Origin of the sequence: Caballeronia sp. J97 (assembly GCF_905220305.1) — a bacterium.
GTDB lineage: Bacteria > Pseudomonadota > Gammaproteobacteria > Burkholderiales > Burkholderiaceae > Caballeronia.
In genome coordinates this window covers 1-26,616 of sequence record NZ_CAJMZL010000055.1, presented here as the reverse complement: position 1 = coordinate 26,616, position 26,616 = coordinate 1, and the positions used below count along the sequence as shown (strand labels likewise).

Here is a 26,616-nt window from a genome sequence, read left to right as displayed (position 1 = left end):
TATCCGGATTCGCGGGAACGATGGCGCAGCCTCGAAAGGGGCTGCGCCATTTTTCTTTCCGCAAGATTTCCGCATGCAGTGAAGTGATCGCATAGTCGATCATCGCTATCGAGCGCGCCGATATTTCGATCTTGTAATGAGACTGTTGTCTCACTAAAATGATCTGGAAAGCGATGACCCGCGAGGAGGCGATCATGACGCTGACCCCTGTCGAGATGGACCGGAAGATCGAAGAGCACTTCGGATTCGAGCGGCGCGACGATGTCGAAGGCGTACTCGCCACGCTCACGGACGATGTCGAGCACGATGTCGTCGGCTGGCCCGCGGGCCCGGCGCATGGACGAGAAGGCGCGCGGCCATTCTATGAAGCGTTGTTCGCGGATCTCTCGGAGAGCCGGGTCGAGTGCTTGCGCCGTCTTCATGGCGATGGCTTCGTCATCGATGAATCGATGTGGCGCGGCAAGGCGCCGGGCAGGCCGTTCGGACTCGAAGGGCGGGGGCGTCCGCTGGAATTCCGCATGCTGCATGTCGTCGAGTTCAGTGAGAGCGGGCAGATCCGGCGCGAGAACGTGTGGGTCGATCTGGCGGCGATCATCGGCCAGTTGCCGCAGTCCTGATATGGCGGAACCCGCAACGAAGACGCGCGAGAAGCAGAAGCAGCGCACGCGCAAGGACCTGCTGCAGGCGGCATCGCGGCTGATGAAGCAAGGGGAAAAGCCGGGTCTCGAAGAGGTCGCTGCCGAAGCCATGGTGTCGCGCGCAACGGCGTACCGGCATTTCCCGAGAATCGACGCGCTCTTGCTCGAAGCATCGCTCGATGTCGACACGCCGGATGCGAACACGCTCTTTTCCGCGCGCGCATCGGCTGATCCGGTCGCGCGCCTGCTGCGTGTCGATGCCGCGCTGCACGACATGATTCTCGCGAACGAAGGGCCGCTGCGCATGATGCTCGCGCATTCGCTGGAGCGCGTGGCGAAGAGCGGGTCGCAAGACGAAGTGCCGTCGCGGCAGAACCGCCGCACGCCGCTGATCGAGGCGGCATTGGCGCCTGCGTACGATCAGTTCGGGCCCGCTACGCTCGACACGCTGACTCAGGCGCTTGCGCTCGTGATCGGCACCGAGGCAATGATCGTCTGCAAGGACGTCCTCCAACTCGACGATGCGCGCGCGCGCAAGGTCAGGCGCTGGGCGATTCGCGCGCTGGTGCAGGCTGCGAGGCGAAGCGGAATGGACGAAGCAGGTATGGGATAATCCCAAAATTCGCGCCTCCCCGACCCAAAAGGCCGGCGGCCCCGGCGCAAGGGCCCTCACCCTCGTGGCCCGCTTTCATCCCGCGAAATTCCAACAGCAACCACGATGCCCACATACCGTTCCAAAACCTCCACCGCCGGACGCAACATGGCGGGCGCGCGCTCGCTCTGGCGCGCCACCGGCATGAAAGACGAAGATTTCTCGAAGCCGATCATCGCCGTCGTCAATTCGTTCACCCAGTTCGTGCCGGGCCACGTCCATCTGAAGGACCTCGGCCAGCTCGTCGCGCGCGAGATCGAAGCCGCGGGCGGTGTCGCGAAGGAGTTCAACACCATCGCGGTCGATGACGGCATCGCAATGGGTCACGACGGCATGCTGTATTCGCTGCCGAGCCGCGAGATCATTGCGGATTCGGTCGAATACATGGTCAACGCGCACTGCGCCGACGCGATGGTCTGCATCTCGAACTGCGACAAGATCACCCCGGGCATGCTGATGGCCGCGATGCGCCTGAACATTCCCGTGATCTTCGTTTCGGGCGGCCCGATGGAAGCGGGCAAGACGCGCCTTGCGAATCCGAAGACGAAGGCCATCGAGCTGAAGAAACTCGATCTCGTCGATGCCATGGTGATCGCCGCCGACCAGTCGTATTCGGATGCCGAAGTCGCCGAAGTCGAACGCTCCGCGTGCCCGACGTGCGGCTCGTGCTCGGGCATGTTCACGGCCAATTCGATGAACTGCCTCACCGAAGCGCTCGGCCTCTCGCTGCCCGGTAACGGCACCGTCGTCGCGACGCACGCCGACCGCGAGCAGTTGTTCAAGCGCGCGGGACGCGGCATCGTCGAGCTGGCGCGCCGTTACTACGAGCAGGAAGAGTCGCGTGTGCTGCCGCGCTCGGTCGGCTTCAAGGCGTTCGAAAACGCGATGACGCTCGATATCGCGATGGGCGGCTCGACCAACACCATCCTGCACCTGCTCGCGATCGCGCGTGAAGCGGAGATCGACTTCACGATGAAGGACATCGACCGCCTGTCGCGCATCGTGCCGCAACTGTGCAAGGTCGCGCCGAACACGAACAAGTACCACATCGAAGACGTGCATCGCGCGGGCGGCATCATGGCGATCCTGGGCGAGCTGGATCGCGCGGGCAAGCTGCACACCGACGTGCCGACGGTGCACGCGCCGACGCTCAAAGACGCGCTCGCGCAATGGGACGTGACGCTCACCGACGACGAAGCGGTCAAAACCTTCTACATGGCAGGCCCCGCCGGCATTCCGACGCAGACCGCGTTCAGTCAGAACACGCGCTGGCCGAGCCTCGACACGGACCGCGCCGAGGGCTGCATCCGCTCCTACGAGCACGCGTTCTCGAAGGAAGGCGGCCTTGCGGTGCTGACGGGCAATATCGCGCTCGATGGCTGCGTCGTGAAGACCGCGGGCGTCGATGAAAGCATTCTCGTATTCGAAGGCACGGCGCACGTCACCGAATCGCAGGACGAGGCCGTCGAGAACATTCTCAACGACAAGGTCAAGGCCGGCGATATCGTGATCGTTCGTTACGAAGGTCCGAAGGGCGGTCCCGGCATGCAGGAAATGCTGTACCCGACGAGCTACATCAAGTCGAAGGGTCTGGGCAAGGCGTGCGCGCTCCTGACGGACGGACGTTTCTCGGGCGGCACCTCGGGCCTGTCGATCGGTCACTGCTCGCCCGAAGCGGCGGCGGGCGGCGCGATCGGTCTCGTGCGCGACGGCGACAAGATCCGCATCGACATTCCGAAGCGCACGATCGACGTGCTGCTCTCCGATGAGGAACTCGCGCGCCGTCGCGAGGAGCAGAACGCGAAGGGCTGGAAGCCCGCGAAGCAGCGCCCGCGCAAGGTCTCGGCCGCGCTGAAGGCGTACGCGAAGCTGGTGATGTCGGCGGACAAGGGCGCGGTGCGCGATCTGTCCTTGCTCGACGATTGAGGTTGCGTCGGCATCGAGCTTAAAAGGCCGCTCTTCGGAGCGGCTTTTTCATTTTCGGCAGTTCCAGCAAGGTGCGATGCGCACCGCACCTCACAACCCATTGCCTCCGGAACATAGACTCAATGTCGCCCGAGGGATTGGGCGACAGGGCGCGCATCGATATCGTTGTCTCCAGGCGGTCGCATCGGGCAAGACCGCTTCAAAGATCCGGCAGATTGGAGACAACAAACATGGCGACCCCCACCGTCGCGCCGCTCACGTTTCAGCGCGCGCCCAACCTTCCCCGCAACTGCACATTCGATCCGCACGATTGGGACATCCTGAGCCAGTACTGGCATCCCGTCGCGTTCGCATCGGATATCGCGGACAAGCCGTTCAGGGCGACGCTGCTCGATGAATCGATCGTCGTGTTCCGCTCGAACGGCACACTCGCCGCGGCACGCGATGTGTGCCCGCATCGCGGCGCGCCGTTGAGTCAGGGCTGGGTCGAGGACGGCAACCTCGTGTGCCCGTATCACGGCCTCGCGTATGGCGTGGACGGCAAGTGCAAGCACATCCCGTCGCAGGAAGGCGGCCCCATTCCCGAGCGCCTGTGCCTGACGACTTACGCCGTGCAGGAAGCGTACGGTCTCGTCTGGGTCTCGCTCGGCGGCGGAAAGCAGCCGTTGCCCGACTTCCCGGCATGGAACACCGAAGGCTTTCAGCAGATCCTGCCGCCTTCCATCGACATCAATGCATCGGCGGGACGGCAGACCGAAGGCTTCATCGATGTCGCGCATTTCGCGTGGATTCATCACCACAGCTTCGCGGACCGGCGCAATCCCGTGGTGCCGAACTACACCGTCGAGCGCCGCACGAACGGCATGCGCGCCGAGTATGTCAGCACCGTCAGCAACTTCCCGAAGTCGATGCAGCATCGCGCGCCCGAAGGCTTCCTGTGGCGGCGCATCTTCGAAGTCGACGTGCCGTTCTTCGCGCGTCTCACCGTGCATTTTCCCGAAGATGGACGGCTCGCGATTCTCAATGCGGCGAGTCCCGTGTCGGCGCGCCTCACGCGTCTGTTCGTGCCCATCGCTCGCAACTTCGACAAGGACTTGCCGCTCGACGACGTCTATGCGTTCAATCGGCAGGTGTTCGAGGAAGACCGCGCGATCGTCGAGCTGCAATGTCCCGAAGACTTGCCGATCGATCGCGCCGCCGAAGCGCCGATTCTCGCCGATCGATCGTCGGGCGCCTATCGGCGCGCGCTCGCGGAGATCGGTCTCGGTCAGCACTACGTGCGCTGAAGCGCATACGGAGCACATCATCATGAAGATCTGGGAATGCGTGATTTGCGGCTTCCGTTACGACGAAGCGCAAGGTTTGCCCGAAGCCGGCATCGCGGCGGGCACGCGCTGGGAAGACGTGCCCGACGACTGGCTGTGCCCCGATTGCGGCACCGGCAAGCAGGACTTCGACATGCAGGCGGTGACGGCATGAGCACCGACATCGGAGATCGCGTGATCATCGTCGGCACGGGCATCGCCGGTTATACGGTCGCGCGCGAGTTGCGCAAGCTCGACAAGAACGTGCCCATCGTGCTGATCAGCGAGGATGCCGGCGATTTCTATTCGAAGCCGACGCTCTCGAATGCGCTCGCAATGAAGAAGGCGCCGCAAGAGCTCGTCACGTTCGACGCGGGCGCGATGCGCGCGCAACTGAATGCGGGGATCATCGCGCATCGCAAGGTCGAGCGCATCGCGGTGGAGGGGCATGAGGTGTTCGTGAACGGCGCGCCGCTGCGTTACGCGAAGCTCGTGCTCGCGCTCGGTGCGGACGCACGCCGCGTTCCGCTTTCAGGCGATGGCGCGCCCGACGTGCTGTCCGTCAACAGCCTCGACGATTACACGCGTTTCCGGACGCGCATCGAGGGCGCGAAATCGGTCGCGCTGCTCGGCGCGGGGTTGATCGGCTGCGAGTTCGCCAACGATCTCGCGCTCGCGGGTTATGACGTGACCTTGATCGATCCCGCGGCCACGCCGCTCTCGCGATTGCTGCCCGAACCGGCAGGCGATGCGTTCGCGCGCGCGCTGGATCGTCATGGCATTCGCCTGCGGCTGGGGCAATCGGTTGCAGCGGTGAACCGGCGCGATGCGGGCTATGACATCGAACTCAACGACGGCGAAGTGCTCGGCGCGGATGTCGTGTTGTCGGCGATCGGTCTTGCGCCGCGCGTCACATTGGCCGCGCAGGCAGGGCTCGCGATCGACATGGGCATTCGCACCGACGCGTGGTGCAGGACGAGCGCACCCGATATCTACGCATTGGGCGATTGCGCCGCGATCGAAGGCAAGGTGCAGCCGTACGTCCTGCCGATCATGCACGCGGCGCGCGCACTGGCGCGCACGCTCGCCGGAGAGCCGACACGCGTCGAGTTTCCGGTGATGCCGATCACGGTGAAGGCGCCCGCATCGCCGACGGTCGTCGTGCCGCCGAGCGAAACCGGCACATGGCGTTTCGCTCCGGCGAGCGACGATCCGCTCGACGGTCTTGCCGCGCTGTGCGAACACGCCGCCGACAAGCGCGCGCTCGGCTTCGCATTGCTCGGCGCGGCGACGCAAGGCAAGGCCGCGCTCATCAAGGCGATGGCGGCGGGCTGCTTCTGAGCCGATCGAACAACGATAACGACGCAGCTTGCTTCTGACCGACCCGCGTCGCGTTCGACGATGTTTCGATGAAGGCCTGTCGCATCGCATGCCATCGACAGAACGCATTGACGCCGCACGTTTCGTGCGGCGTCTTTTTGCTTTCAGGCGACGTTCTTGATGAGCGTGCGCGACACGTTGGTGACGAGCTTGCGCAGCCAGCGCGTCGCCGCGCTGCGATGGGTTCGCTCGTGCCAGAGCTGATAGTAGGTGAGCGCGTTGGTCGCGCCGGGAATCGGCTCGATGCGCAACGGCAAGATTCGCGCATAGTGCGATGCGAGCGCGCGCGTCGTCGTGAAAAGAAGATCGGAACGCACGAGCACATACGGCGCCATGCCGAAGTAGGGCAGCGTGGTCGTCACGGTGCGCGTGAGGCCGTTGCGCGCGAGTTCCGTATCGATGGTGCCCCACGCGGTCGTGTTATAGGTCGTGACCGACAGATGCTCGGCGCGTTCGTACGCATCGCGCGTGAGCTCGCCGACGCCGACGGGATGATCCGCGCGCATCAGGCACACGAGCTCGTCCTTGCACAACGGCTGCAGATGCAGATGCTCCGGCGGCGTTCTCCAGTTGCCGATGACGAGATCGAGCAGGCCCGTTTCGAGGCCGTTTTCATAGCCGCCGTCGACCATCATCAGATGCTTGAATTCGAGCTTGGCGAGCGGCGCGGCCTGATGAAACGCATCGATGACGGCGGGCACGAAGAACACATCGAGATAATCCGGCGAGCCGATGCGAAACGTGCGCGTGCTCGCGACAGGATCGAACGTGGTGTTCGGATGCAGGATCGCGTCGATATTGCTGAGCGCCTGCGCGGCGGGCTCGATCAGCGTGAGCGCGTGGCTCGTCGGCACCATCCGGCTGCCGCTGCGCACGAGCAGAGGGTCGCCGGTGATTTCACGCAGGCGGCGCAACGCGATGCTCACCGTCGGCTGAGACTGGCCGAGCAAACTGGCGGCGCGCGATACGCTCGACTCCGTGAGGAGCGTATGCAGCACGCGAATCATGTGCGAGTCGATGCTTTCCCTGGACATCTTGCTTACCTCTGGCGTGGGGGCATCTTGTCGTTGGTCGGGGCCTGGTGTCATCGGAATATACGTGCGGATATAACGACGGTCAACGCAGGGCCGATACCGATGAAGCCGTCGAAGCCTTGTGCGGCCTGACTCATGGCCGCGCGATTATGTTGAAGATGGTCGCGGCATTATGGCTTTCGAGCGGCGTCTTTCACGACGCCGCTCCTGGTTTCGAATGCGCTCAGACCGCGAAGTCCGTGGAACTCGACAACTCGCGCCACGCTTGCGTTTCCGCCGCGACGTGCGCGTTTTTCTCCGTGATCGCCTTCAGCGTGTCGGTGCCGAGCGCGAGGCGCAGCGGCGGCGTTCGGGCATCGGCGAGCGTGAGGAGCGCGGTCGCGAGCTTCTGCGGATCGCCCGGCTGATTGTGATTCATGCCGACGGCGAAGCGGCGCACGTTGCCCGAGGTCGCATCGTAATCGTCGATGATCTCCTTGCCGACCACGAGCGACGATGCATCGAGAAAGTCCGTGCGGAAGTAACCCGGCTCGACGACCGTCGCATGGATGCCGAGCGGCTTCAACTCGGCATGCAGCGCCTCGGTGATGCCCTCGACGGCGAACTTCGTCGAGCTGTAGACGCCGAATCCGGCCGCCGCGCGGTAGCCGCCGACCGACGACATGTTCACGACATGGCCGCTCTTCTGCTTGCGCATCGCGGGCAGCACGGCGCGCGTCACGTTGAGCAGGCCGAAGACGTTGGTGTCGTACATGCGGCGTACGTCCGCGTCGCTCGACTCCTCGACGGCCGCGAGCAGCCCGAAGCCCGCGTTATTGATCAGCACGTCGATGCGGCCGAACTTCGCGAGCGCGGCCTCGACCGCTGCCCTGGCCTGTGCTTCGTTCGTGACGTCGAGCGCGACCGGCAGCAGCGCCGGCGATTCGCCGAGCCGCTCGACGATCGCCGCGATATTGCGGCCGGCGGCGACGACCGCGTTGCCGTCGTCGAGCGCTGCGCGGGCGATCAGCGCGCCGAGACCGCGCGATGCGCCCGTGATGAACCAGACGCGCTTGTATTGCTGTTGGGTGGCGTTGCTCATGATGTGCTCCGTTGTGTCGGTGGTGAAGGTGAACGAAGCATAGGCCGCCGGATTCGCATCAACTAGCCGTCGAACGCTGGAGTGATAATCAAGCTTTATTTGCGAATCGGAGCGCTCCATGAACGAGGTCCGCGCCATTTCGATCTTCGTGCGCGCCGCCACGCTCGGCAATCTGCGGCGGGCGGCCATTGATCAGGGGATTTCGCCGCAAGCCGCGAGTCACGCGGTGATGCAGCTCGAAAAGTCCCTTGGCGTAAGGCTTTTTCATCGCACGACGCGCAAGCTCTCGCTGACCGAAGAAGGGCAGCGCCTGCTGCAGAGCGTCGAGCCGGCGCTTGCGATGCTCACGTCGGCCATCGCGGATGCGAAGAGCGCAAAGGAAGACATCGCCGGGCCGTTGCGCATCAGCGCGCCGAAAGCGCTCGGGCGTGCGCTGTGGCCGTCGGTGCTGGAGTTCGCCGCGCTTTATCCCGATGTCGCGCTCGATGTGCGCTTCGACGATCATTTCACCGATCTCGTCGAGGAACGCGCCGATGTCGGGCTGCGTGGCGGCTCGCCGCCCGCCGGTGGCGCGATCGCCCGGCGTCTCGTGCCGATCCAGCTCATCGTGTGCGCGTCGCCCGCGTATATCGAGCGATACGGCGCGCCGCGCACGGTAGAGCAGCTTTCGTCGCATCGTTGCACCGGGTATCGCCGCGCGAACACCGGCAAGCAGGCGCCGTGGGAGTTCATGATCGGCGACGAGATCGTCTATCGCGAGATCGCGGCGGCGCTCTGCGCGAACGATATCGATGCGGAAACCGATGCCGTGCTCGCCGGTCTCGCGATCGGACAGCTCGGCAGCTTTTCGGCGGTCACGCATATCCGCGAGGGGCGCCTCGTGCCCTTGCTCACGAGGCATATGACGCAGCGCGAATCGATCTACATCTACTACCGGCATCGAACGGAGCAGCCGCTTCGCGTCCGAACGTTCATTGATTTCATGGTCGGCAAGCTCGCGGACAACGGCGATTTTTTCCTGACGCCCGCGCAGTTGCGCGCGTTCGCGCGGTGAATGGCCCGATTCCCTGCGATGTCGCGAAGCGCCGACTAGAATGCATCGTGCTCTCGAAGCACCCAAGCCACTCAAATCACCGGAGCCACGCGATGAAAACGATCAATGCGCTCAGATTTGCCGCCGTCGCATCAGCGATTGCCTTCTCCGTCAACGCGTGGTCCCAGACCAGCGATGCCGGCTCGACCCAGTCCGCAACGCCGTCCGCGAGCGCCGGAAGCTCGAAATCGGCAACGCGCAAGGCCAATCGTGCGCTCAGCAAGAAGGTGTCGCAGGCGCTGCAGCAGGGCGGAGTCGACACGAACGGCATCAACGTGATCGCGAAGAACGGCGCGATCACGCTTGCCGGCCATACCGCCGACGGCACGCAGATCGACAAGGCCGCATCGATCGCGAAAGGCGTGGACGGCGTCAAGTCCGTGAAGAATGTTCTGACGATTCAAGAGGGCGGGCAGTAACGCACGCCACGCGGGCGCGTCGGCCAGCGCGTGCTCGCGCACGTCATGAACGCGTTCATCGGCTTCCACGATCCGGGGCGGCAACGTCTGCCGTTCCGCGAATCGCTGCTCGCGATGCTCGGCATCGCCTTCGTCACGATGCTGGTCGCGCTCGACCAGACCATCGTCGGCACTGCGATGCCGCGCATCGTCGCCGAGCTGAAGGGCTTCGATCTGTACGCGTGGGTCGCGACCTCGTACATGCTCGCCTCCGTCATCACGATTCCGATCTTCGGGCGGCTCGGCGACCTGTACGGACGCAAGCCGTTTCTGCTCGCGGCGATCGTGCTATTCACAGCGGCGTCCGTGCTGTGCGGATTCGCGAACAGCATGCTATTTCTGGTGATCGCGCGCGGCGTCCAGGGCATCGGCGGCGGCATTCTTCTCGGCACGGTGTTCGCCGCCGTCGCCGATCTCTTTCCCGATCCGAAGCTGCGTTTGCGCTGGCTCGTGCTCGTCACGTCGACATTCGGCGTGGCCAACGTGATCGGCCCGACGCTCGGCGGCATGCTGACGCAGATGCGCGGCTGGCGGCTCGTGTTCTTCATCAATGTGCCCGTGGGCATCGTCTCGCTGATGTTCGTGCTGTTGTTCGTCCCGAACCTGCGTCACGCGCAAGCACGCGGGCGGATTCAGCTCGACTGGCTCGGCGCGTGCGTCGTCGCTGTGACGCTCGGCGCATTGCAACTGCTGATCGAACTGCTGCCGAAGGAAGGTCTGAGCCGCACGACGATCGTGCTTTCGCTCGTCACGCTGGTCTTCGGCGCGACGCTGTACTTCTGGGAGAAGCGCATGGGCTATCCCGTCGTGCCCGTCGATGTGCTGATGGACCGCAAGCTCGCCGCGCTCTTCGCGATCTCGGTGCTCGGCGGCTTCGCGCTTTTCTCGATGGCCTTCTATATTCCGCTGCTGTTTCAGGGCGGCTACGGCATGTCGCCGCATGATTCGGGCATGCTCATCACGCCGCTTCTGCTCGGCACGACGGTCGGCAGCATGATCAACAACCGCATCGTCACGCGCATCCCGCGCGCCAACGTGCTGATGTACGCGGGCCTCGCGCTGTGCGTGGCCGGCTGCCTCGCGCTCGTTTCGCTCGATGGACACGAGCCGCACGCCGTGTGGATGGCGTGCATGGGCGCGAGCGGGCTCGGCCTCGGACTCGTCGCGACGAACCTCACGATCTGCTCGCAACAGATCGTCGCACGCGAGCAGATCGGCGCGGTCACGGCCTTGCTGCAATCGCTGCGCATTTTCGGCGGCATGCTCGGCACCGCGATCACCGGCGCGTTGCTCGGGCATCTCTACGCGCAGAACGTGCATCGTCCGCTCGATTCGTATCAGGCGACGCAGTGGCTCAAGTCATTCGCGAGCCCGGACCTTTTGATCGATCGCGCCGAACAGTCCGCGCTGATCGAGCGCCTCGTCGCCGCCGGCCAGTCGGCCGACGCGATGACGATGATGCACTCGGCGCGCATGGCGCTCGTCGCATCGATTCACGTCGGGCTCGTCGTTGCGGCGATGGCGGCGTTCATCGGCTTGTGTCTCGCGTGGTTCGTGCCCGCGGTGCGCGTGGTGTATGGCGATGCGACGGGACGCGGCGCGTGAGGCGGTTCACGCAACGCGCGCTTTCGACTCCGGACAGCTATCGACGAAATCGAGTCAGCGCTTGCCGCGATTACCGTTGAGCGCCTTGACGATCATCTTGGTCGGTGCGCTGGTGGCGAGCCGTTGAATCTCCGACATATGGACCCAACGGCATCGCGAGATTTCGTTGCTCGCGCGCGGCTTCGCGCTTTTCGGCACGGCGCAGAAAAAGACGTGATGATGCTTCTGCCTTCCCCGATGCTGAAACAGGAATTTCGCCGACTTGCCCGCGAGACGCGTTTCTTCCTTCAGTTCGCGCAGCGCGGCGTCTTGCAGATGCTCGCCTCGTTTGAGCATGCCGCCGGGCAGCGCCCATTTCGTGCGACGTCGCGCGACCAGCAGAATGTGGTTGCCCTTTCGACAGATGACCGTGGCTCGCTTTCTCAAACTGGCTCCGAATATCTTCTTTCTGTTCGTCTGGATTTGCAGGACGCGTCCTGCGAGCGGGCCAAGTGTACCCAACGGGAATTTTGTTGTGGAGCGCCCTATGATGGCGGCATTTCCCGTATTGCGCATCGGGCCTGGACACGCGATGCTCGAAAGGATGTCACACTTGCCGCATCCAATGGTCGCTCACTTCACGGAGCATCATCATGGCGAGCAACGAATACGTTGTCTTCAAGGGCACGGTCAGGCTCGGCGTTCCCTTTCTTCAAGGTTACAAGGGCGATCCGCACTATGTGATCGTCAGCGAGGACGCGCAGGGAAAGCCGTTCAACATCGTCACCAATGTGAAATCGGACAGTTCGCTGACGGGACCGGCGGGCTATCTCGTCCTGTATCTATGGAACCAGTACTTCGATCATCCGATGACGGCCGATCTCGGCAAGCTGCCTGCGGGCGTTTCGACATCGAACTTCCCGAAGCTCGATTACGTGCACGACACGCGGCTTCTCGATCTCGGCGCGATGCGCCCGATCCCGCTCGACACCAAGGACGAGCACAACGATATCAACGCGCTCCTCAACGAGATGCTGCAACTCGACATGTCGGCGGCCGGCGTCGACTTCGTCTATAAAACGCCCAGCTACAGCGACGATCGCCTCGGATGGAAGCCCGTGAAAGACATCACCGTCTATGGCTTCGGCTTCCTCTTCGAACCGGGAAAGGACGGGCTGCACGAGACGCATATGAATCAGGGCAACCCGAAGCCGGGCAGGGGCAGTCATGTCAAAGACCATTCGGACGAGAACGGCGTCCTTCAGGACGGCGCGGTGATGGTCGAAGTGGACGGCAAGTTCCAGGCGCTGTTCGTCGCCTTTCAGACGCAGCTGGTGCCGACCGACAATCGCGGGCGGCCGATACCCGGCCAGTCGCATCCCATTCTGGATGGCAAGATATGAATTCGTTTCGGCGCCGGATTAGCTAACGTCGATGCATTCGTTGGGAAGTCGCATCCTCCGTACTAGCATGAACTGCTCGCACGCTTATTACACGGGACATTCATGCGATACAAGGGATATGACGTCGAGCCATCCGCGCGCGCCTTGCCGAGCGGCCTCTTTGCGGCGAACCTGATCATCGGGCGCGGCGCGGCTCCGTATGCCGCGTCTTTCACGTTCGATGCGCTCGACTATTTTTTCGAAGCCGATCACGCGATCGCCTATGCGTGGCGCTGGGCGCGTCTGTGGATCGATCAGCACGGCAAGCGCGCCGGTTGACACGTGCGCGACGTGGGCTTCATGCCGATCCTCGCGATGACAGGCACAATACGATGAATCCGCCATCCGGACCGGCCCGAAGAGGCCGTCGGCCTTCGCTCATTCATCGTTGTCATGACCCACGCTCATCCCTCGAAGAATTCCCCGCGTTTTCTGTTGTTTCTGGTTTGTCTGTTCGCATCGGCTGGGCAACTCGCCATCGATATCTATGTGCCCGCGCTGCCCGCGATGGCGCGTTACTTCGCCACGTCGCCGCAAGCGATCCAGTCGAGCGTGTCCGGTTACATGGCGGCGTATGCGATCGGCCAGCTCGTGTTCGGCCCCATCGCCGATGCCTGCGGCCGTAAAAAAGTACTGGCGTTCGGTCTGGTCGTCTTCACGCTCGGCTGTCTGCTTTCGCTCGCCGCGACGAGTCTCGAAACCTTCCTGCTCGCGCGCTGTTTGCAGGGCTTCGGCATCGCGGCGACGAATCTGCTCGCGAAGACGATCATCACCGATTCGTTCAAGGGCCAGGCGCTGATGCATGCGTTCACGTATATGTCGATCGCCTGGGGGGTCGCGCCGATCGTCGCGCCCGTGATCGGCGCGCATCTGCAGGAATGGTTCGGCTGGAAGGCGTGCCTCGTGTTCCTGCTCGTCTATTCGATCGTGATGTGGACGCTCGTCTGGCGTTATCGCGAGACTCTGCAAAAGCCGGTTCATCTCGCGCCGCGCACGCTGTTCGCGAACGCGGGCAAGGTTTTGTCGAGCCCCGTGTTTCAGAGCTGCTTTCTCGCGCAAGGACTGTGCTACAGCATTCTGCTCGTGTTCAACATCGTCGGCCCGTTCATGGTACAGAACACGCTGCACAAACCGCCGACGTATTTCGGCTATCTCGCGCTCGCCATCGGCATGATGTATTTCCTTGGCGGTCTGTCGAATCGCCTGCATGGCCCGCGCCTGCCGAGCGCCGAGCAAAGGCTCTACATCGGCGCGCGCGTGATGGCGGGCGCGGCGCTCGTCATGCTGCTGCTGTCGCTCGTGATCGGCCTCACCGTCTGGACGCTGGCCGTGCCGGTCCTCGTGATGGGCTTCTGCGCGGGCGCGATGTATCCGACCCTGATGGCGAAGGGCAACTCGCTCTTTCCGCATATCGCGGGCCTCACGGCGGCGATCCTCGGCTGCTCGCTGCTGCTCGTTTCGTCGGTGATGATGGGTCTCGCGGGCTTCGTGTCGGTGCAGATCCTGACGCCGCTCGCGGTGTTCTTCGTGATTCTCGCGTTCACGGTCGTCATGATGGTGACGCTGCTGTTGCGCCATCTGGAGCAATCGCAGGCGGGGCGCGCGGCGCGCGGAGAAGCGGACGCGGCCTGATGCGCCAAAGCGGTGCGGCCTGCAATGCATTGCAGAAAAGCTTGTTTGTCGAGGTGTTTTTGACAGCCTAGAGTAAGGGTGTTCATGCATCGAGGAGGCGAGCCATGCCGCACTTCCTGACTCACTATTGGCACGCGCTGTCGGACCCGGCGGCGCGCGCGCGCAAGCGTTTCACCGGAGACGCGGCGACGCAGGCCGCGCACGGCGCGAGCGAAACCACGCGCGCGGAGCAGCTCGAACATATTTCCGTCTATGCCCGCGCGGGCTATTTCAACATGGGCTATACCGTCGACGCGTTTCAGTTGCCCGGAGAATCACCGGTGCACTGAAACGAATCACGAAGCTGCACGCAATGTGCAGCTTCATCGCGGGACTCAATGCGGCGCGAGTTCGACGCGCCGCTGCACCGCGTGATAGTCGTCCGCGCGCGCCGCGCCGAACGAGAGCGCGAAACCCGACGCCTGCCGCCCCACGGTTCGAAGCTGTTCGACGACCTTCGGATCGGAACACGTGTCGGCCGATTCGAAGCGCGTTTCCAGCGTGTTGACCGTCGCGCCGAACGGCGTCGGCCAGCCGCGCAACGCGTGCACGATCGAGCGCAGCGACGTGAGCACCGTGCCCGCCGCTTGCCATCCATAAGCGGTGACGATGCTGCCGACCGCGCGGCCGTCGAGATACGGACGCTCGTCGAGCCGCAATTCCTCCAGCGTGTCGAGCGCATTTTTTACGAGGCCCGAGATGCCGCCGTGATAGCCCGGCGTGGCGATGATGAGCGCATCGGCCGCGCGCACGGCTTCGATGAGTTCATGTTGTTCGTCGGTGAGTTCGCGCGACTCGGGCGCGTAGTGCGGCAGGCTGTGCAGGAATGCGCCGCCGAAGAGTTGCACGCTCGCGCCGGCTTCCTGCGCACCGCGCAATGCGAATGCGAGTGCCCGTTCGGTCGACGATTGAGGCCGCGTCGTGCCGCCGATGCCGACCACCCGTGGCCCGCGCGATGAAATGGTTCGAGACAAGATCGATACTCCCTGGGATTTGTGCTTTCGAAAGGACGCGTCGTGCCGCGGACGGATAGGCGTCACGATCCGCAACACGTCATCCGCATACGTTATGGGAGCGCGCCGCAATCGCCAACGAAGCGAATCTGCTAAGCAATGCACACGCGTGGCATTCGGCGAATCGCGGGAATCCAGATGACGCGGGTTGCGTGCGCGCTGATCGCACCTACTTTCCCGCGCGCGTCGACAGGCCGTTCAGCAGTCTCTGCAGTTCGTCGATATTGAACGGCTTCGCGAGAATCGCAAATCCTGTGCGGCGCGCTTCGTCGAGCTGGTCGGCATAGCCTGTCATCAGCGTGACCGGCTGCTTCGGGCGCGTCGACTTGATCCATTCCGCGAGCTTGATGCCGTCGTAATTGCCGGGCATCTGGATGTCCGAGAGCACGAGATCGAATTCACCGCCGGCTTCGAGCACCTGCTTCGCGGCATCGCCGGAAGCGGCGTGGCGCGCTTGCCAGCCGAGCACGTCGAGCACTGCGCACAAACCCGCCGCGACTTCCGCGTTATCTTCGACCAGCAGCACGGTGGACGAGGGCGCATCGCGCTTGACCGCCTCGACGGGCGGCGTCCGGGCGGGCGCGTCCTCTTCGCCGGTCCAGTGCGGCAGATAGATTTCGATGGTCGTGCCGAAGCCCCACGCCGAATTGAGCCGCGCCGTGCCGCCCGCCTGCTCGGCCATAGCCAGCACTTGCGCGAGGCCGAGTCCGGTGCCCGCGCCCGCACTCTTGGTCGTGAAGAGCGGCTCGAACGCCTGCCGCGCGACGTCGGGCCGCATGCCGATGCCGCTGTCCTTGCACGAGATCACGACGTATTCGCCCCCGCCGAGACCTTCGCGGGCATTCGCATGACGCACGTTGCTGCAATCGATGCGAAAGTCGCCGCCATCGGGCATCGCGTCCTTCGCGTTCACCGCGATGTTGATGAGCGCCGATGTCAGTTCCGTCGCATCGACGCGCACGGGCCACGTCGTGTCCGGCACGCGCGTGCCGAGCGTGACCTTGTCGCCCACCGACGCGCGCACGAGCGGCTCCGATTCGGCCATCCAGCGATCGAGCCGGATCACCTGCATCTGCAGCGGCTGACGGCGCGCAACGCTCATCAGGCGGCGCGCGAGCGACTGCGCATTGCTCGATGCGCGCTCGACCGCGCGCACTTCCTTTTCCAGGCCGTTGAAACCCTTGCGCCGCGCCATTTCCATGTTCGACGTGACGACCATCAGCAGATTATTGAAGTCGTGCGCGACGCTCGCGACCAGATTGCCGAGCGCGCCCATGCGCTGCAAGCGCCGCGTGGCCGCGACAGCCGAGCGGCGCAGCGCGAGCTCGCCGCGCCAGCTATGCCACGCCGCTTCTTCGGCTTTCAGGCGGCGCAGCGAGAAGCCGATCAGCGCCCACACCGCGATGCTCGGAATCAGCGCGATCGATGCGATCGATACATCGCGCCGCCACCACGCGAGGCGCACGTCGTGAATCGAAAAGCCGGCGGCGGCATAGACCGGATAGTCGCCGACGCGCCGCCACGCGGCGAGCTTTTCGTCGTTGTCGAGCGGAGACATGTAACGCATGAGTCCAGTGGGCTTGCCTTGCGAGAAAGCGGCGGCGAGCACCGAATGGTGATCGGGCGCATTGGGAGCGGACGGCGGCGGATAGCGCGCGAGCACGGCGCCGTCGTCGCGATGCAGCGCGAGCGTGAGCGCGGGTTCGCTCGCGGTGAGTTCGCGATAGAAGTCGATCAGATAGCCGCGTCGCACGGCAATCGATATGACGCCGAGAAAGCGGCCGTCCTTCGCATAGCGTGCGCTCAGCGTATTGATGATGTCCGTGTTCTTCACGCGCCCGCGCTCGGGCAGGGACACGTGGAACGCCGCGTGCGTGTCGCGTGTCGTGATGAAATCGGCACGATCGCCGATGGACACACTGGGCGCCGGAAAAAAACGGCTGCTGAGCACGAGCCGGCCGTGGCTGTCGAGCACGGAGAGCGCGGCGATCTGCGGGTGGTCCTGCGCGAGACGCGCGAGCCGTTCGTGCAGGTCGGACTGACTGCGTGCGATGAAGTCCGCGTCGCCGCTGCCGAGCATTTCGTCGATGCGCGAGATGAGCTCGCGGTTGATGTCGAAGACGGTGTTCGCTTTCTCGTCGACGATGCGCACGAGACGCTCGAGCGACGCGCCGGTTTCGTCGAATGCGCGTTCGTACGTGTAGTAACCGTACAGGCAGAAAAATGCGAACGGAATGACGATCGACGCAACGAGCGCAGCGAAGAGCCGCCTGCGCGCGGCGCGAAAGTCGAGCGGAGGCAGCGACGGCAGAGACTCGGCGCTGCCGGATGCGGCGTGTTCTTCTGATTCGTTCATGACGCGGTACGACGCGTGCGCGAGCCTCGCCGGATGGGTGCGAGACGCTCGTTCGATGGTAGCACGCAGGTCACACTACAGCCCCGCACGGTCGTACGTTGCCCGCACCCGGGTCGCGCTGCAATCGGGCTGTGGTATAAGCACCGCATGCGCGCGCCCGCTCGCGGCGCGCAACGAAACGTGACAGGAGCATTCAGTGAGAAGGACCGCCGAAAACAAGCTGAAGGTGGTCGCAGTGCGGGTCGATCCACAATTCGAGCAACGGCTGCGGCTCCTGGCGGAAGTAACGGGGCGCAAGCAATCGTTCTTCCTCCAGCAGATGATCGAGAACGGCATCGCCGCAATGGAAGAGACCTGGTTGCCGCCGGATGTCCTCGAACAGGTAAAGAGCGGCGCGTTGCCGCCTTTGCAGCAGGACCGGATCGCGACCGCGGACCTCTTCGGCGATCACGACGATGAATAAGCGATGAGCGCGACGATCGAGTCCCGGTTCATCGCTCACGACGCGACATGCGACGGCGATACGCTCGCGCGCATCGTCTTCGGCGCGACGAGCGGGCGGCCGTGCATCGAGCACGGCGTGCCGACGCTGCGCCTCGCGATGTGCGACGACGCCCGCGACGGCTTCGCCGAAATCTGGACGAGCGCCGGGCCGGCTCGCAACGGGTGCTTCAACGATCTTGTCTATGCGCACGACGACGAGTATCTGTTTTGCGCGGGCTTCATTCCGTCGTCCGACCGATACACCGACGCCACGCGCAAAGCCTATGGCGATGCGTTCGCGCTCGTCAGGGAGCTGAACTTCCCGAAGGTCTTCCGCATGTGGAACTTCATTCCCCACATCAACGGCGCGAATCAGGAAGGCTTGGAGGTGTATCGCGATTTCTGCCGTGGGCGCGCCATCGCATTCGAGCAGGATTACGCGCATGCATCGGGCATGCCGGCGGCGACGGGCATCGGCACATGGGGCGAGGGCGTCGGCTTCTATTTTCTGGCGTGCCGCGCGAGCTCGCCGCGGCATATCGAGAACTCGCGTCAGACGCCGGCGTATGAATATCCGCAGCGCTACGGTCCGAAATCGCCGAGCTTCGCGCGCGGCACCTTGCTGCACGAGACGCTGTTCGTGTCCGGCACGGCCAGCATCCTCGGGCACGAGACCGTGCACGAAGGCGATCTCGATGCGCAGTGGCGTGTGGCGATCGGCAACATCGCGCATCTGATCGGCGCTGGGAATCTCGACGCGCAGGGCGCTATCGGCGGCTATGCGCCGCGCGATTTCGATCAGATCAAGGTCTACTACCGGCATGCGGCGGATCTGCCGCGCGTGACGGAACTCGCGCACGCCGCGTTTCATCCGGATGCGAACGTCCGCTTCCTGAAGGCCGATATCTGCCGCGCCGATCTGCTCGTGGAGATCGAGGGCATCGCTTCACATCGACGTCGATCAGACTGACGCCGATTGCCTGAGCGTCTTCACGAGCAGGCTGTGCAGGCTGTCCACCGCTTTCGAGCCGCGCGAGTCGCGGCTGCGATAGACGGCGACTTCCATCGGTTCCAGCGGCCCCAGACCTTCATCGCGCCCGAGGATGCGAAGGTGTTCGGGCGCGCTGCATTGCGTGAGCGCCGCCACGGCGAGGCCGCTTTCGACGGCGGCGATCTGCCCGGCCAGGCTCGAACTGTTGTAGACCACCTTGTATCGACGTCCCTGCTGCGCGAGCGAATGAATCGCGCTGCGCCGTGCGAGGCTCGCGCTTTCATAGACGGCGATCGGCAGCGGATCGCGCCGCCATGACTCGAACTGCGTGGCGCCGACCCAGACCATCGGCTCATGGAAGAGCAGCGTGCCGCGCCGGCCATGATCGCGCGACACGAGCGCGATATCGAGTTCGTTGTTCGCGATGCGCGGAATGAGCGATGTCGATTGTTCGCAGATCAGCTCGATTTCGACGCCGCTATGGCGCGGCGCAAAGCGTCTGAGCACGGGCGTCAGATACTTCGCCGCGTAGTCGTCGGGTACGCCGAGGCGCACGCGCCCCGTGAGTTGCTCGCCCTGAAGCGCAACCTGGGCTTCGGCGTGCAGATCGAGGATCCGCCGCGCGTAGCCGAGCAGCGTTTGTCCGTCGTGGGTCAACTCGAGCGTGCGCGAGCCGCGCTCGATGAGCCGCAGCCCCAGCGCGCTTTCGAGCTTCTTCAACTGCATGCTGACCGCCGATTGCGAGCGATGCACTTCGCCCGCCGCGCTCGACAGCGAGCCCGCGTCGACGACGGCGACGAAGCACTTGAGCCAGTCCGTTTGCAGATCGTGTTGTTTCATCGGTGTCGGAAATGCTTTCGAAAATCGAATGGATGACGTTCGAATTATGCGCTTTTCGTTCGATCCTTCGCGGCACACACTTCGGGCATGAACACGCGATCATCGACTCCTCAGGCGGCGGCCTTTGCCGCGCACGATCACGCACGGCGCGCGTCGGGTGCGTGGCCGTTTCTGCTCGGTTGCGCGCTGCTCGGCACCATCGGCGTTTTTCTGCACGAAGCCAGGGCCGATCCGCTGACGGCGACATGGTTTCGCTGCGCATTCGGCCTGTTGGGCATGAGCGTTTGGGTGATCTTGCGCCGCCAGACACGCGCTCTGCGCGTTACGCGTGCTCACTTCCCGTGGGTGCTGGCCGCCGGCATGCTGATGGTGCTGAGCTGGGCACTGTTTTTCGGCGCGGTCCAGCGAATGTCGGCGGGCGTCGCGATCGTGCTGTTTCACGTTCAGCCGATGTGGGTTCTGCTGTTCGCGTCGTTATGGCTCAAAGAGGCGATCGGCGCACGACGCATCGTCTCGGTATCGATTGCGATGGGCGGTCTCGTGCTGGCGACGGGCATCGTCGAGCACACGGCGGGCGCATCGTCGCAACCGGGTTACTGGATGTCCGTGGCCGCATGCCTGGCCGGTTCGCTGTGCATGGCGGGCGTGACCCTGATCGCAAAGCGTCTGCGTGAGTTGCCTGCCGGCGTGCTCGCGTGGTGGCAATGCGCCATCGGCACGGTGTTGCTGTGCGTCTGGCCGATGCAACAAGGCTGGCCCGCGTGGGGCATGTCGTGGGCGTGGCTCGCGGGCCTCGGGCTGATCCACACGGGCGTGGCCTACACGTTGATGTACGCCGGCATGGCGCGGCTAGATACCGCGCGCGTCGCAGTGTTTCAGTTCGTCTATCCGGCGGTGGCCATCGTCATCGACTGGCTGGCTTTCGATCAGCGCCTGAGCGGCATGCAGATGGCGGGCATCGCGTCGATGTCGGTGGCGATCTGGTTCGCGGAGCGCGGACGCCAGGCGTGATGCGCGCGCTTCAGCGCCGTCCGCGTCCGGCCTTCTGCGCCCGGTCGAGCATGAACTCGATGAACGCCAGCGTCGCGCGCGTGTGATGCCGGTTCGGCATGTACAGCATGTACATGTGCGTGCCGAAGATGCTGAGCCGCCATTCGTCGAGCGCCGTGACGACCTCGCCGCGCCGCATGTCTTCCACGACGACGTAATCCGGCACGATGCCCACGCCGAGGCCGGCGAGAATCGCATCGCGCAGAAACAGAAAGTTTTCCGAAATGAGGCTCGGCTCCAGGAGCACTTCATGACGCTCGTCGTCGAGATAGGCGGCGACGCGCGTCTGCTTGCCGACGACCGTCGCGGTGATCACCGGCGCGACGCGCAGTTCCTCCAGCCGCGTGGGCATGCCGTGCGCGTCGGCATACGCGGACGACGCGCACGCGACGTAACGCACCGGCCCCATGTCGCGCGCGACGAGGCTCGGCGGCGGTTCCGGCATCACGCGCACGGCGATGTCGACTTCATCGCGCAACAAGTCTTCGACGCGATTTTCGAACATCACGTCGAGCACGATATCGGGATACTCGCGCTTGAACCCGATCAGCCATTCCGACATCACGAGCTGCCCGTAACCGCTCGGCACCGACAGCCGCACACGCCCCTGCAACCTTTGCCCGAGCGTCGACACCGATTCCTGCGCCGCGAGCAGCGCGTTGCGAATCGAGCGACCGTGCTCGTAAAGCTTGAGGCCGAGCTCGGTCGGCTCCACGCGCCGCGTCGTCCGCCGCACGAGCTGCAGGCCGACGGATTTTTCGAGCTGGTTCAGGTGATAGCTGACATTGGCGCGAGTCATCTTGAGGCGTCGCGCCGCTTCGCTCAGATTGCCCGCGTCGAGAATTTCGACCAGCAGCGTGAGTTCATTGACGTCCACGGCAAAACTCGATTGTCAAAGGCGATTTGACAGTCTGTCAATCGGGGCTGTAATTGTCAAGGATGCCTGTCCCCGCGAGAATGCTTCCACGTCAATCCGCAAACATCGACCCAGGAGACTTCATCCATGACGCTTTCGAGCGCGCCCGAAACCGCAACCGCAGTCCAGCATGAATTGCGTGGCAGCGTCCTCGTCGTGACGATCGACCATGCGCCCGTCAACGCGCTCAATGCCGCCGTGCGGCGCGGTCTGATCGACGCGATCGAGGCTGCCGATGCCAATCGCTCCGTGCGCGCGGTGCTGATCGTCGGCGCAGGCCGCAACTTCATCGCGGGCGCGGACATCCGCGAGTTCGGCAAGCCCGCGGTGCCGCCGTCGCTGCCCGAGGTGTGCAACCGCATCGAGGCTTGCGGCAAGCCGGTCATCGCGGCGATTCACGGCGCGGCGCTCGGCGGCGGGCTCGAAGTCGCGCTCGGATCGCACTATCGGATCGCGGTGCCGGGCGCGAAGCTCGGCCTGCCCGAAGTGCAACTGGGCCTGTTGCCCGGCGCGGGCGGCACGCAGCGCTCGGCGCGTCTGATCGGCGCGGAGGCGGCGTTGTCGTTGATGCTGAGCGGCCGGCACGTCGGCGCGCAGGAAGCGCTGCGTGTCGGGCTCGTCGATCGCGTCGGCCAAAGCGATGACGTGTTCGCCGAAGGCCTCGCCTATGCGCACGAGCTGATCGCGACGCAAGCCGGGCCGCGCCGTACGAAGCAGGCGCGCGGACTGGCGGACAAGGAAGCGAGCGCGGCTGCGATCGCCGCCGCCCGCGCCGAGACGCAGAAGAAATCGCGCGGCTTGCTGTCGCCGCTGAAGATCGTCGACTGCGTCGAGGCGGCGTTGAATTTGCCGTTCGACGAGGGTCTGCGTTTCGAGCGCGAGCAATTCCTCGAGTGCCGCGAGAGCCCGCAGCGCGCGGGTCTCGTGCATGCCTTCTTCGCCGAGCGCGAGACGCAGAAGTCGCCCGAGACGCGCGATGCGCAGCCGCGTGCGCTCAATGCCATCGGCGTGATCGGCGGCGGGACGATGGGTGCGGGCATCGCGGTCGCGTTGCTCGATGCGGGACTCGCGGTGACCATGATCGAGCGTGACGACGCATCGCTCGAACGCGGGCGCGCGCATGTCGAAAAGGTGTACGACGCGTCGATCGCGAAAGGCCGCATGACGCACGAAACGAAAGCGCGCGCGCTGCAACGCTTCGATGGCGCCACGAACTACGACGCGCTCGCGAACGCCGATCTCGTCATCGAAGCCGTGTTCGAAGACATGGCCGTGAAGAAGGCCGTGCTCGCGGAGCTCGATCGCGTATGCAAGCGAGGCGCGGTGCTTGCGACCAACACGTCCTATCTCGACATCGACGAGATCGCGGCGAGCATTTCGCGTCCGCAGGACGTGCTGGGGCTGCACTTCTTCTCGCCCGCGAACATCATGAAGTTGCTCGAAGTGGTGGTGCCCGCGCGCGTGAGCGCCGACGTCGTCGCGACCGGATTCGAGCTCGCGAAGAAGCTGAAGAAGGTCGCGGTGCGCGCCGGGGTGTGCGATGGCTTCATCGGCAACCGGATGCTCGCGGTGTATCGCGCGGCGGCGGATCATCTGATGGAGGATGGCGCGTCGCCTTATCAGATCGACAAGGCCGTGCGCGACTTCGGCTTTCCGATGGGACCGTATCAGGTCATCGATCTCGCGGGCGGCGATATCGGCTGGGCCGCGCGAAAGCGCCGCGCCGCGACGCGCGATCCGAACGCGCGTTACGTGCGCATCGGCGATGCGCTGTGCGAGCGCGGCTGGTTCGGTCAGAAGACGGGACGCGGGTTCTATCGCTACGAAGAGGGCGCGCGCGTCGGCGTACACGATGCGGAAGTCGAGTCGATCGTCGAGGCCGAGCGCGCGCGTGCGGGCGTAACGCCGCGCGCATTCAGCGACGAGCAGATTGTGCGCCGCTATCTCGCCGCGATGATCAACGAAGGCGCGAACATCGTGCACGAAGGCATCGCCCAGCGTCCGCTCGATGTCGACGCCACGTTGATGCACGGCTTCGGCTTTCCACGCTATCGCGGCGGCCCGATGCATTACGCGGATACCGTCGGCCTCGACAATGTCCTCGCCGACATACGTGAATTCGCGAAGGAAGATCCGCTGTTCTGGCGCGCATCGCCGTTGATCGTCGATCTCGTCGAGCGCGGCAAGAACTTCGCAAGCCTCAATCAGACGGCCTGACGCGTCGTCTTCGTCAATCTCTTCATGGAACCGCAGGTATGGACCTGAAATTCACCGCAGACGAGGAAGCGTTTCGCGCCGAGGTGCTGGCGTTTCTGCAAACATCGCTTCCGGCGCATCTCGCGCAGAAAGCGCGCACGGGCGAGCGCCTGACGCGCGACGACATGGCGCAATGGCACGGCATTCTCAACGCCCGGGGCTGGCTCGCGAATCACTGGCCGAAAGAATACGGCGGACCGGGCTGGACCGCGGTGCAGAAATTCATCTTCGAGAACGAGTGCGCGATTGCGGGCGCGCCGCGCATCGTGCCCTTCGGCGTGAACATGCTCGGGCCGGTGCTCATCAAGTACGGCAACGAAGCGCAGAAGCGTCACTGGCTCCCGCGCATTCTCGATGGCTCCGACTGGTGGTGTCAGGGCTATTCGGAACCGGGCGCGGGCTCGGATCTCGCATCGGTGCGCACCACAGCCGTGCGTACGATGGAGAATGATCAGGAATACTATATTGTCAACGGACAGAAGACGTGGACCACGCTCGCGCACTACGCGAACATGATCTTCTGCCTGGTGCGCACGTCGGCGGATGCGCGCAAGCAGGAAGGAATCAGCTTTCTTCTCATCGACATGAACACGCCGGGCGTCGAAGTGCGTCCGATCATCACGCTCGATGGCGAACACGAAGTCAACGAAGTCTTCTTCAGCGATGTTCGCGTGCCGGTCGCGAACCTCGTCGGCGAGGAGAACAAGGGCTGGACCTATGCGAAGTATCTGCTGACCTACGAACGCACGAATATCGCGGGCGTGGGCTTTTCGGTCGCGGCGCTGCGCCGGCTGAAAGCGGCGGCTGGCAAGGTGCGGTGCAATGGCCGCGCGCTCATCGACGATCCGTTGTTCGCCGCGCGACTCGCGCGCGTCGAGATCGATCTGGAGAACATGAAGACGACGAATCTGCGGGTGCTGGCGGCGGTGGCCGGCGGCGGCGCGCCGGGCGCGGAAAGTTCGATGCTGAAGATTCGCGGCACGGAGATTCGCCAGGAAATTTCGTCGCTGATGCGTCGCGCGATGGGACCGTATGCGCAACCGTTCATCGACGAAGCGCTCGAAGCAGACAGCGACGCCGAAGCATCGGCTGCGGCGGCGCAGTACTTCAACAATCGCAAGCTGTCGATCTTCGGCGGCTCCAACGAAATCCAGAAGAACATCATCTCGAAGATGATGCTCGGGCTTTAAGGAACGTCGAAGATGAATTTCCAGCACACGGAAGACCGGCGGATGCTCGCGGACTCGCTGAACCGCTTCATCGCCGAGCAATACGGGTTCCATGCGCGCGACGAGATCGCACGCTCGCAAGAAGGCTTCAGCCGCGACATGTGGCGGCGGTTTTGCGAACTCGGCATCGTCGGCATGTTCTTCGATGAATCCGTCGGCGGCTTCGGCGGCGATGGCTTCGATGTGGCCGTCGTGTTCGAGGCGCTCGGGCGCGGGCTTGTCGTCGAGCCGTTCCTCGATGCGCTGATCGTCGGACGCGCGCTCGTGCATGCGGGAAGCGAGCAGCATCGAGGGATCGTCGCGAAGATGATCGATGGCGCCGCGATCACGGCCTTCGCGCATGACGAACCGGGCTCGCACTACGAGCTTGCGCGCGTGAACACGCGCGCGGCGCGGCATGGTGACGGCTGGGTGCTGAACGGCGCGAAGGGCGTCGTGCAGCAGGGCGAACATGCGGATGTACTGCTGGTATCGGCGCGCACGTCGGGCGGCGAGTATGACGAGGCGGGCATTTCGCTCTTCGTCGTGCCGCGCGATGCGCAAGGCGTGAAGATGCGCGGTTCGCGCAAGATCGATGGCGGACGCGTGGCGGAAGTGTCGCTCGATGACGTCGTGCTCGATGCCGATGCGCTCGTCGGCGATGAAGGCGATGGATACGCGACGCTCACGCATGCGATCGGCTTTGGACTCGTCGCGCTCGCGTCGGAAGCGGTCGGCGCGATGGATGTCGCGAAGGAACATACGCTCGAGTATCTGCGCACGCGCAAGCAGTTCGGCGTGCCTATCGGCGCGTTTCAGGCGCTGCAGCATCGCATGGCCGACGTGCTTCTGGAGATCGAGCAGGCGCGTTCCGCGGCGATCAATGCCGCGGCTGCGGTCGGTGAATCGGGCGTGGTGCGCGAGCGCGCCTTGTCGGCGGCGAAGTATTCGATCGGGCGCATCGGTGCCCGTGTCGCGGAAGAGTCGATTCAGATGCACGGCGGGATCGGCATGACATGGGAGTTGCCCCTCTCGCACTATGCGAAGCGGCTCGTGATGATCGATCATCAACTGGGCGATGAAGATCATCATCTCGCGCGGTATATCGAATTGGGACGCGCTGCGTCATAACGAATCAATCAGGAGGCAGATGTGAAGATACTCGTGCCAGTCAAGCGCGTGGTCGATTACAACGTGAAGGTCCGGGTGAAGTCGGATAACACGGGTGTCGATATCGCCA

The 26,616-nt window shown here is 64.3% G+C and carries 27 protein-coding genes and 1 pseudogene; 20 read left to right on the top strand and 8 right to left on the bottom strand.

Annotated features, from left to right (window positions below; genetic code table 11):
- On the bottom strand, positions 1–196 hold a 196-nt coding region (locus U4Y90_RS35095), incomplete at its 3' end, for a hypothetical protein (RefSeq protein ID WP_321801637.1).
- Between U4Y90_RS35095 and U4Y90_RS35090 the strand changes: the two genes are divergently transcribed.
- The 6 genes from U4Y90_RS35090 to U4Y90_RS35065 all read left to right on the top strand — a co-directional run bounded on the left by U4Y90_RS35090 (position 195) and on the right by U4Y90_RS35065 (position 5,861).
- Positions 195–617: a nuclear transport factor 2 family protein gene (locus U4Y90_RS35090; protein ID WP_321801636.1), complete on the top strand. Its 423-nt coding sequence runs from the start codon at positions 195–197 to the stop codon at positions 615–617. The genes U4Y90_RS35095 and U4Y90_RS35090 overlap by 2 nt on opposite strands.
- Position 618: 1 nt before the next feature.
- Positions 619–1,251, top strand: a complete 633-nt coding sequence (locus U4Y90_RS35085) for a helix-turn-helix domain-containing protein (protein WP_321801635.1) — start codon at positions 619–621, stop codon at positions 1,249–1,251.
- Between the two features lie 105 nt (positions 1,252–1,356).
- A complete protein-coding gene (ilvD, locus tag U4Y90_RS35080) occupies positions 1,357–3,216 on the top strand; it encodes a dihydroxy-acid dehydratase (RefSeq protein ID WP_321801634.1) in 1,860 nt (619 codons plus the stop codon).
- Between the two features lie 230 nt (positions 3,217–3,446).
- A complete protein-coding gene (locus U4Y90_RS35075; protein ID WP_321801633.1) occupies positions 3,447–4,502 on the top strand; it encodes an aromatic ring-hydroxylating dioxygenase subunit alpha in 1,056 nt (351 codons plus the stop codon).
- Between the two features lie 22 nt (positions 4,503–4,524).
- Complete coding sequence (locus tag U4Y90_RS35070; protein WP_321801632.1) at positions 4,525–4,695, top strand: rubredoxin; 171 nt, start codon at positions 4,525–4,527, stop codon at positions 4,693–4,695.
- Positions 4,692–5,861: an FAD-dependent oxidoreductase gene (locus tag U4Y90_RS35065; RefSeq protein WP_321801631.1), complete on the top strand. Its 1,170-nt coding sequence runs from the start codon at positions 4,692–4,694 to the stop codon at positions 5,859–5,861. Before U4Y90_RS35070 ends, U4Y90_RS35065 begins: the two co-directional genes overlap by 4 nt.
- A 143-nt stretch (positions 5,862–6,004) precedes the next feature.
- Here U4Y90_RS35065 and U4Y90_RS35060 read toward each other — a convergent pair whose 3' ends face one another.
- Entirely contained in the window at positions 6,005–6,934 is a 930-nt protein-coding gene (locus tag U4Y90_RS35060; protein WP_321801630.1) for a LysR substrate-binding domain-containing protein, read from the bottom strand.
- A 223-nt stretch (positions 6,935–7,157) separates the two neighbouring features.
- Entirely contained in the window at positions 7,158–8,015 is an 858-nt protein-coding gene (locus tag U4Y90_RS35055) for an oxidoreductase (protein ID WP_321801629.1), read from the bottom strand.
- A gap of 118 nt (positions 8,016–8,133) precedes the next feature.
- Here U4Y90_RS35055 and U4Y90_RS35050 point away from each other — a divergent pair, with 118 nt between their 5' ends.
- From U4Y90_RS35050 to U4Y90_RS35040, 3 genes are all read left to right on the top strand, one after another.
- Complete coding sequence (locus U4Y90_RS35050) at positions 8,134–9,069, top strand: LysR family transcriptional regulator (RefSeq protein ID WP_321801627.1); 936 nt, start codon at positions 8,134–8,136, stop codon at positions 9,067–9,069.
- A 92-nt stretch (positions 9,070–9,161) separates the two neighbouring features.
- A complete protein-coding gene (locus tag U4Y90_RS35045) occupies positions 9,162–9,527 on the top strand; it encodes a BON domain-containing protein (protein ID WP_321801626.1) in 366 nt (121 codons plus the stop codon).
- A gap of 45 nt (positions 9,528–9,572) precedes the next feature.
- Positions 9,573–11,171, top strand: coding sequence for an MFS transporter (locus U4Y90_RS35040; protein WP_321801625.1), 1,599 nt, complete (start codon positions 9,573–9,575; stop codon positions 11,169–11,171).
- A 54-nt stretch (positions 11,172–11,225) separates the two neighbouring features.
- Here the strand turns inward: U4Y90_RS35040 and U4Y90_RS35035 are convergent, their stop codons facing one another.
- On the bottom strand, positions 11,226–11,597 hold the full coding sequence (locus tag U4Y90_RS35035; RefSeq protein WP_321801623.1) for an NUDIX hydrolase: 372 nt from the start codon (positions 11,595–11,597) through the stop codon (positions 11,226–11,228).
- A gap of 206 nt (positions 11,598–11,803) precedes the next feature.
- Between U4Y90_RS35035 and U4Y90_RS35030 the strand changes: the two genes are divergently transcribed.
- From U4Y90_RS35030 to U4Y90_RS35015, 4 genes are all read left to right on the top strand, one after another.
- Complete coding sequence (locus U4Y90_RS35030; protein ID WP_321801622.1) at positions 11,804–12,553, top strand: DUF2278 family protein; 750 nt, start codon at positions 11,804–11,806, stop codon at positions 12,551–12,553.
- A 102-nt stretch (positions 12,554–12,655) separates the two neighbouring features.
- Positions 12,656–12,871 (top strand): hypothetical protein, encoded by a 216-nt coding sequence (locus tag U4Y90_RS35025; RefSeq protein ID WP_321801621.1) that lies wholly within the window; start codon positions 12,656–12,658, stop codon positions 12,869–12,871.
- Positions 12,872–12,985: 114 nt separating this feature from the next.
- The gene (locus U4Y90_RS35020) at positions 12,986–14,224 is read left to right on the top strand and encodes a multidrug effflux MFS transporter (protein WP_321801620.1); all 1,239 of its coding nucleotides are present in this window, start codon (positions 12,986–12,988) and stop codon (positions 14,222–14,224) included.
- Positions 14,225–14,328: 104 nt separating this feature from the next.
- The gene (locus U4Y90_RS35015) at positions 14,329–14,553 is read left to right on the top strand and encodes a hypothetical protein (RefSeq protein WP_321801618.1); all 225 of its coding nucleotides are present in this window, start codon (positions 14,329–14,331) and stop codon (positions 14,551–14,553) included.
- 45 nt (positions 14,554–14,598) lie between these two features.
- Here the strand turns inward: U4Y90_RS35015 and U4Y90_RS35010 are convergent, their stop codons facing one another.
- Positions 14,599–15,237, bottom strand: a complete 639-nt coding sequence (locus U4Y90_RS35010; protein ID WP_321801617.1) for an NAD(P)H-dependent oxidoreductase — start codon at positions 15,235–15,237, stop codon at positions 14,599–14,601.
- A gap of 208 nt (positions 15,238–15,445) precedes the next feature.
- A complete protein-coding gene (locus U4Y90_RS35005) occupies positions 15,446–17,632 on the bottom strand; it encodes a hybrid sensor histidine kinase/response regulator (RefSeq protein WP_321801616.1) in 2,187 nt (728 codons plus the stop codon).
- 196 nt (positions 17,633–17,828) lie between these two features.
- On the opposite strand from U4Y90_RS35005, the gene U4Y90_RS35000 reads away from it, so the two are divergent.
- Positions 17,829–18,095, top strand: coding sequence for a hypothetical protein (locus tag U4Y90_RS35000; RefSeq protein ID WP_321801614.1), 267 nt, complete (start codon positions 17,829–17,831; stop codon positions 18,093–18,095).
- A 3-nt stretch (positions 18,096–18,098) separates the two neighbouring features.
- The gene (locus tag U4Y90_RS34995) at positions 18,099–19,085 is read left to right on the top strand and encodes an FkbO/Hyg5 family chorismatase (protein WP_321801612.1); all 987 of its coding nucleotides are present in this window, start codon (positions 18,099–18,101) and stop codon (positions 19,083–19,085) included.
- Here the strand turns inward: U4Y90_RS34995 and U4Y90_RS34990 are convergent.
- The gene (locus U4Y90_RS34990; RefSeq protein WP_321801611.1) at positions 19,077–19,946 is read right to left on the bottom strand and encodes a LysR family transcriptional regulator; all 870 of its coding nucleotides are present in this window, start codon (positions 19,944–19,946) and stop codon (positions 19,077–19,079) included. The genes U4Y90_RS34995 and U4Y90_RS34990 overlap by 9 nt on opposite strands.
- 87 nt (positions 19,947–20,033) lie before the next feature.
- Here U4Y90_RS34990 and U4Y90_RS34985 point away from each other — a divergent pair, with 87 nt between their 5' ends.
- Positions 20,034–20,957 (top strand): DMT family transporter, encoded by a 924-nt coding sequence (locus tag U4Y90_RS34985; RefSeq protein WP_321801610.1) that lies wholly within the window; start codon positions 20,034–20,036, stop codon positions 20,955–20,957.
- Between the two features lie 10 nt (positions 20,958–20,967).
- On the opposite strand, the gene U4Y90_RS34980 is transcribed toward U4Y90_RS34985, so the two are convergent.
- Positions 20,968–21,873: a LysR family transcriptional regulator gene (locus U4Y90_RS34980; protein WP_321801609.1), complete on the bottom strand. Its 906-nt coding sequence runs from the start codon at positions 21,871–21,873 to the stop codon at positions 20,968–20,970.
- A 126-nt stretch (positions 21,874–21,999) separates the two neighbouring features.
- On the opposite strand from U4Y90_RS34980, the gene U4Y90_RS34975 reads away from it, so the two are divergent.
- The 4 genes and pseudogenes from U4Y90_RS34975 to U4Y90_RS34960 form a co-directional block, all read left to right on the top strand.
- Positions 22,000–24,129 (top strand): 3-hydroxyacyl-CoA dehydrogenase NAD-binding domain-containing protein, encoded by a 2,130-nt coding sequence (locus U4Y90_RS34975; protein ID WP_321801608.1) that lies wholly within the window; start codon positions 22,000–22,002, stop codon positions 24,127–24,129.
- A gap of 38 nt (positions 24,130–24,167) precedes the next feature.
- Positions 24,168–25,358, top strand: coding sequence for an acyl-CoA dehydrogenase family protein (locus tag U4Y90_RS34970; protein WP_321801607.1), 1,191 nt, complete (start codon positions 24,168–24,170; stop codon positions 25,356–25,358).
- Positions 25,359–25,370: 12 nt separating this feature from the next.
- Positions 25,371–26,507 carry an acyl-CoA dehydrogenase gene (locus U4Y90_RS34965; RefSeq protein ID WP_321801606.1) on the top strand — a complete coding sequence of 379 codons (1,137 nt, stop codon included), beginning with the start codon at positions 25,371–25,373 and terminating at the stop codon, positions 26,505–26,507.
- A gap of 21 nt (positions 26,508–26,528) precedes the next feature.
- Positions 26,529–26,616, top strand: a pseudogene (locus U4Y90_RS34960) (electron transfer flavoprotein subunit beta/FixA family protein); the annotation flags it as partial.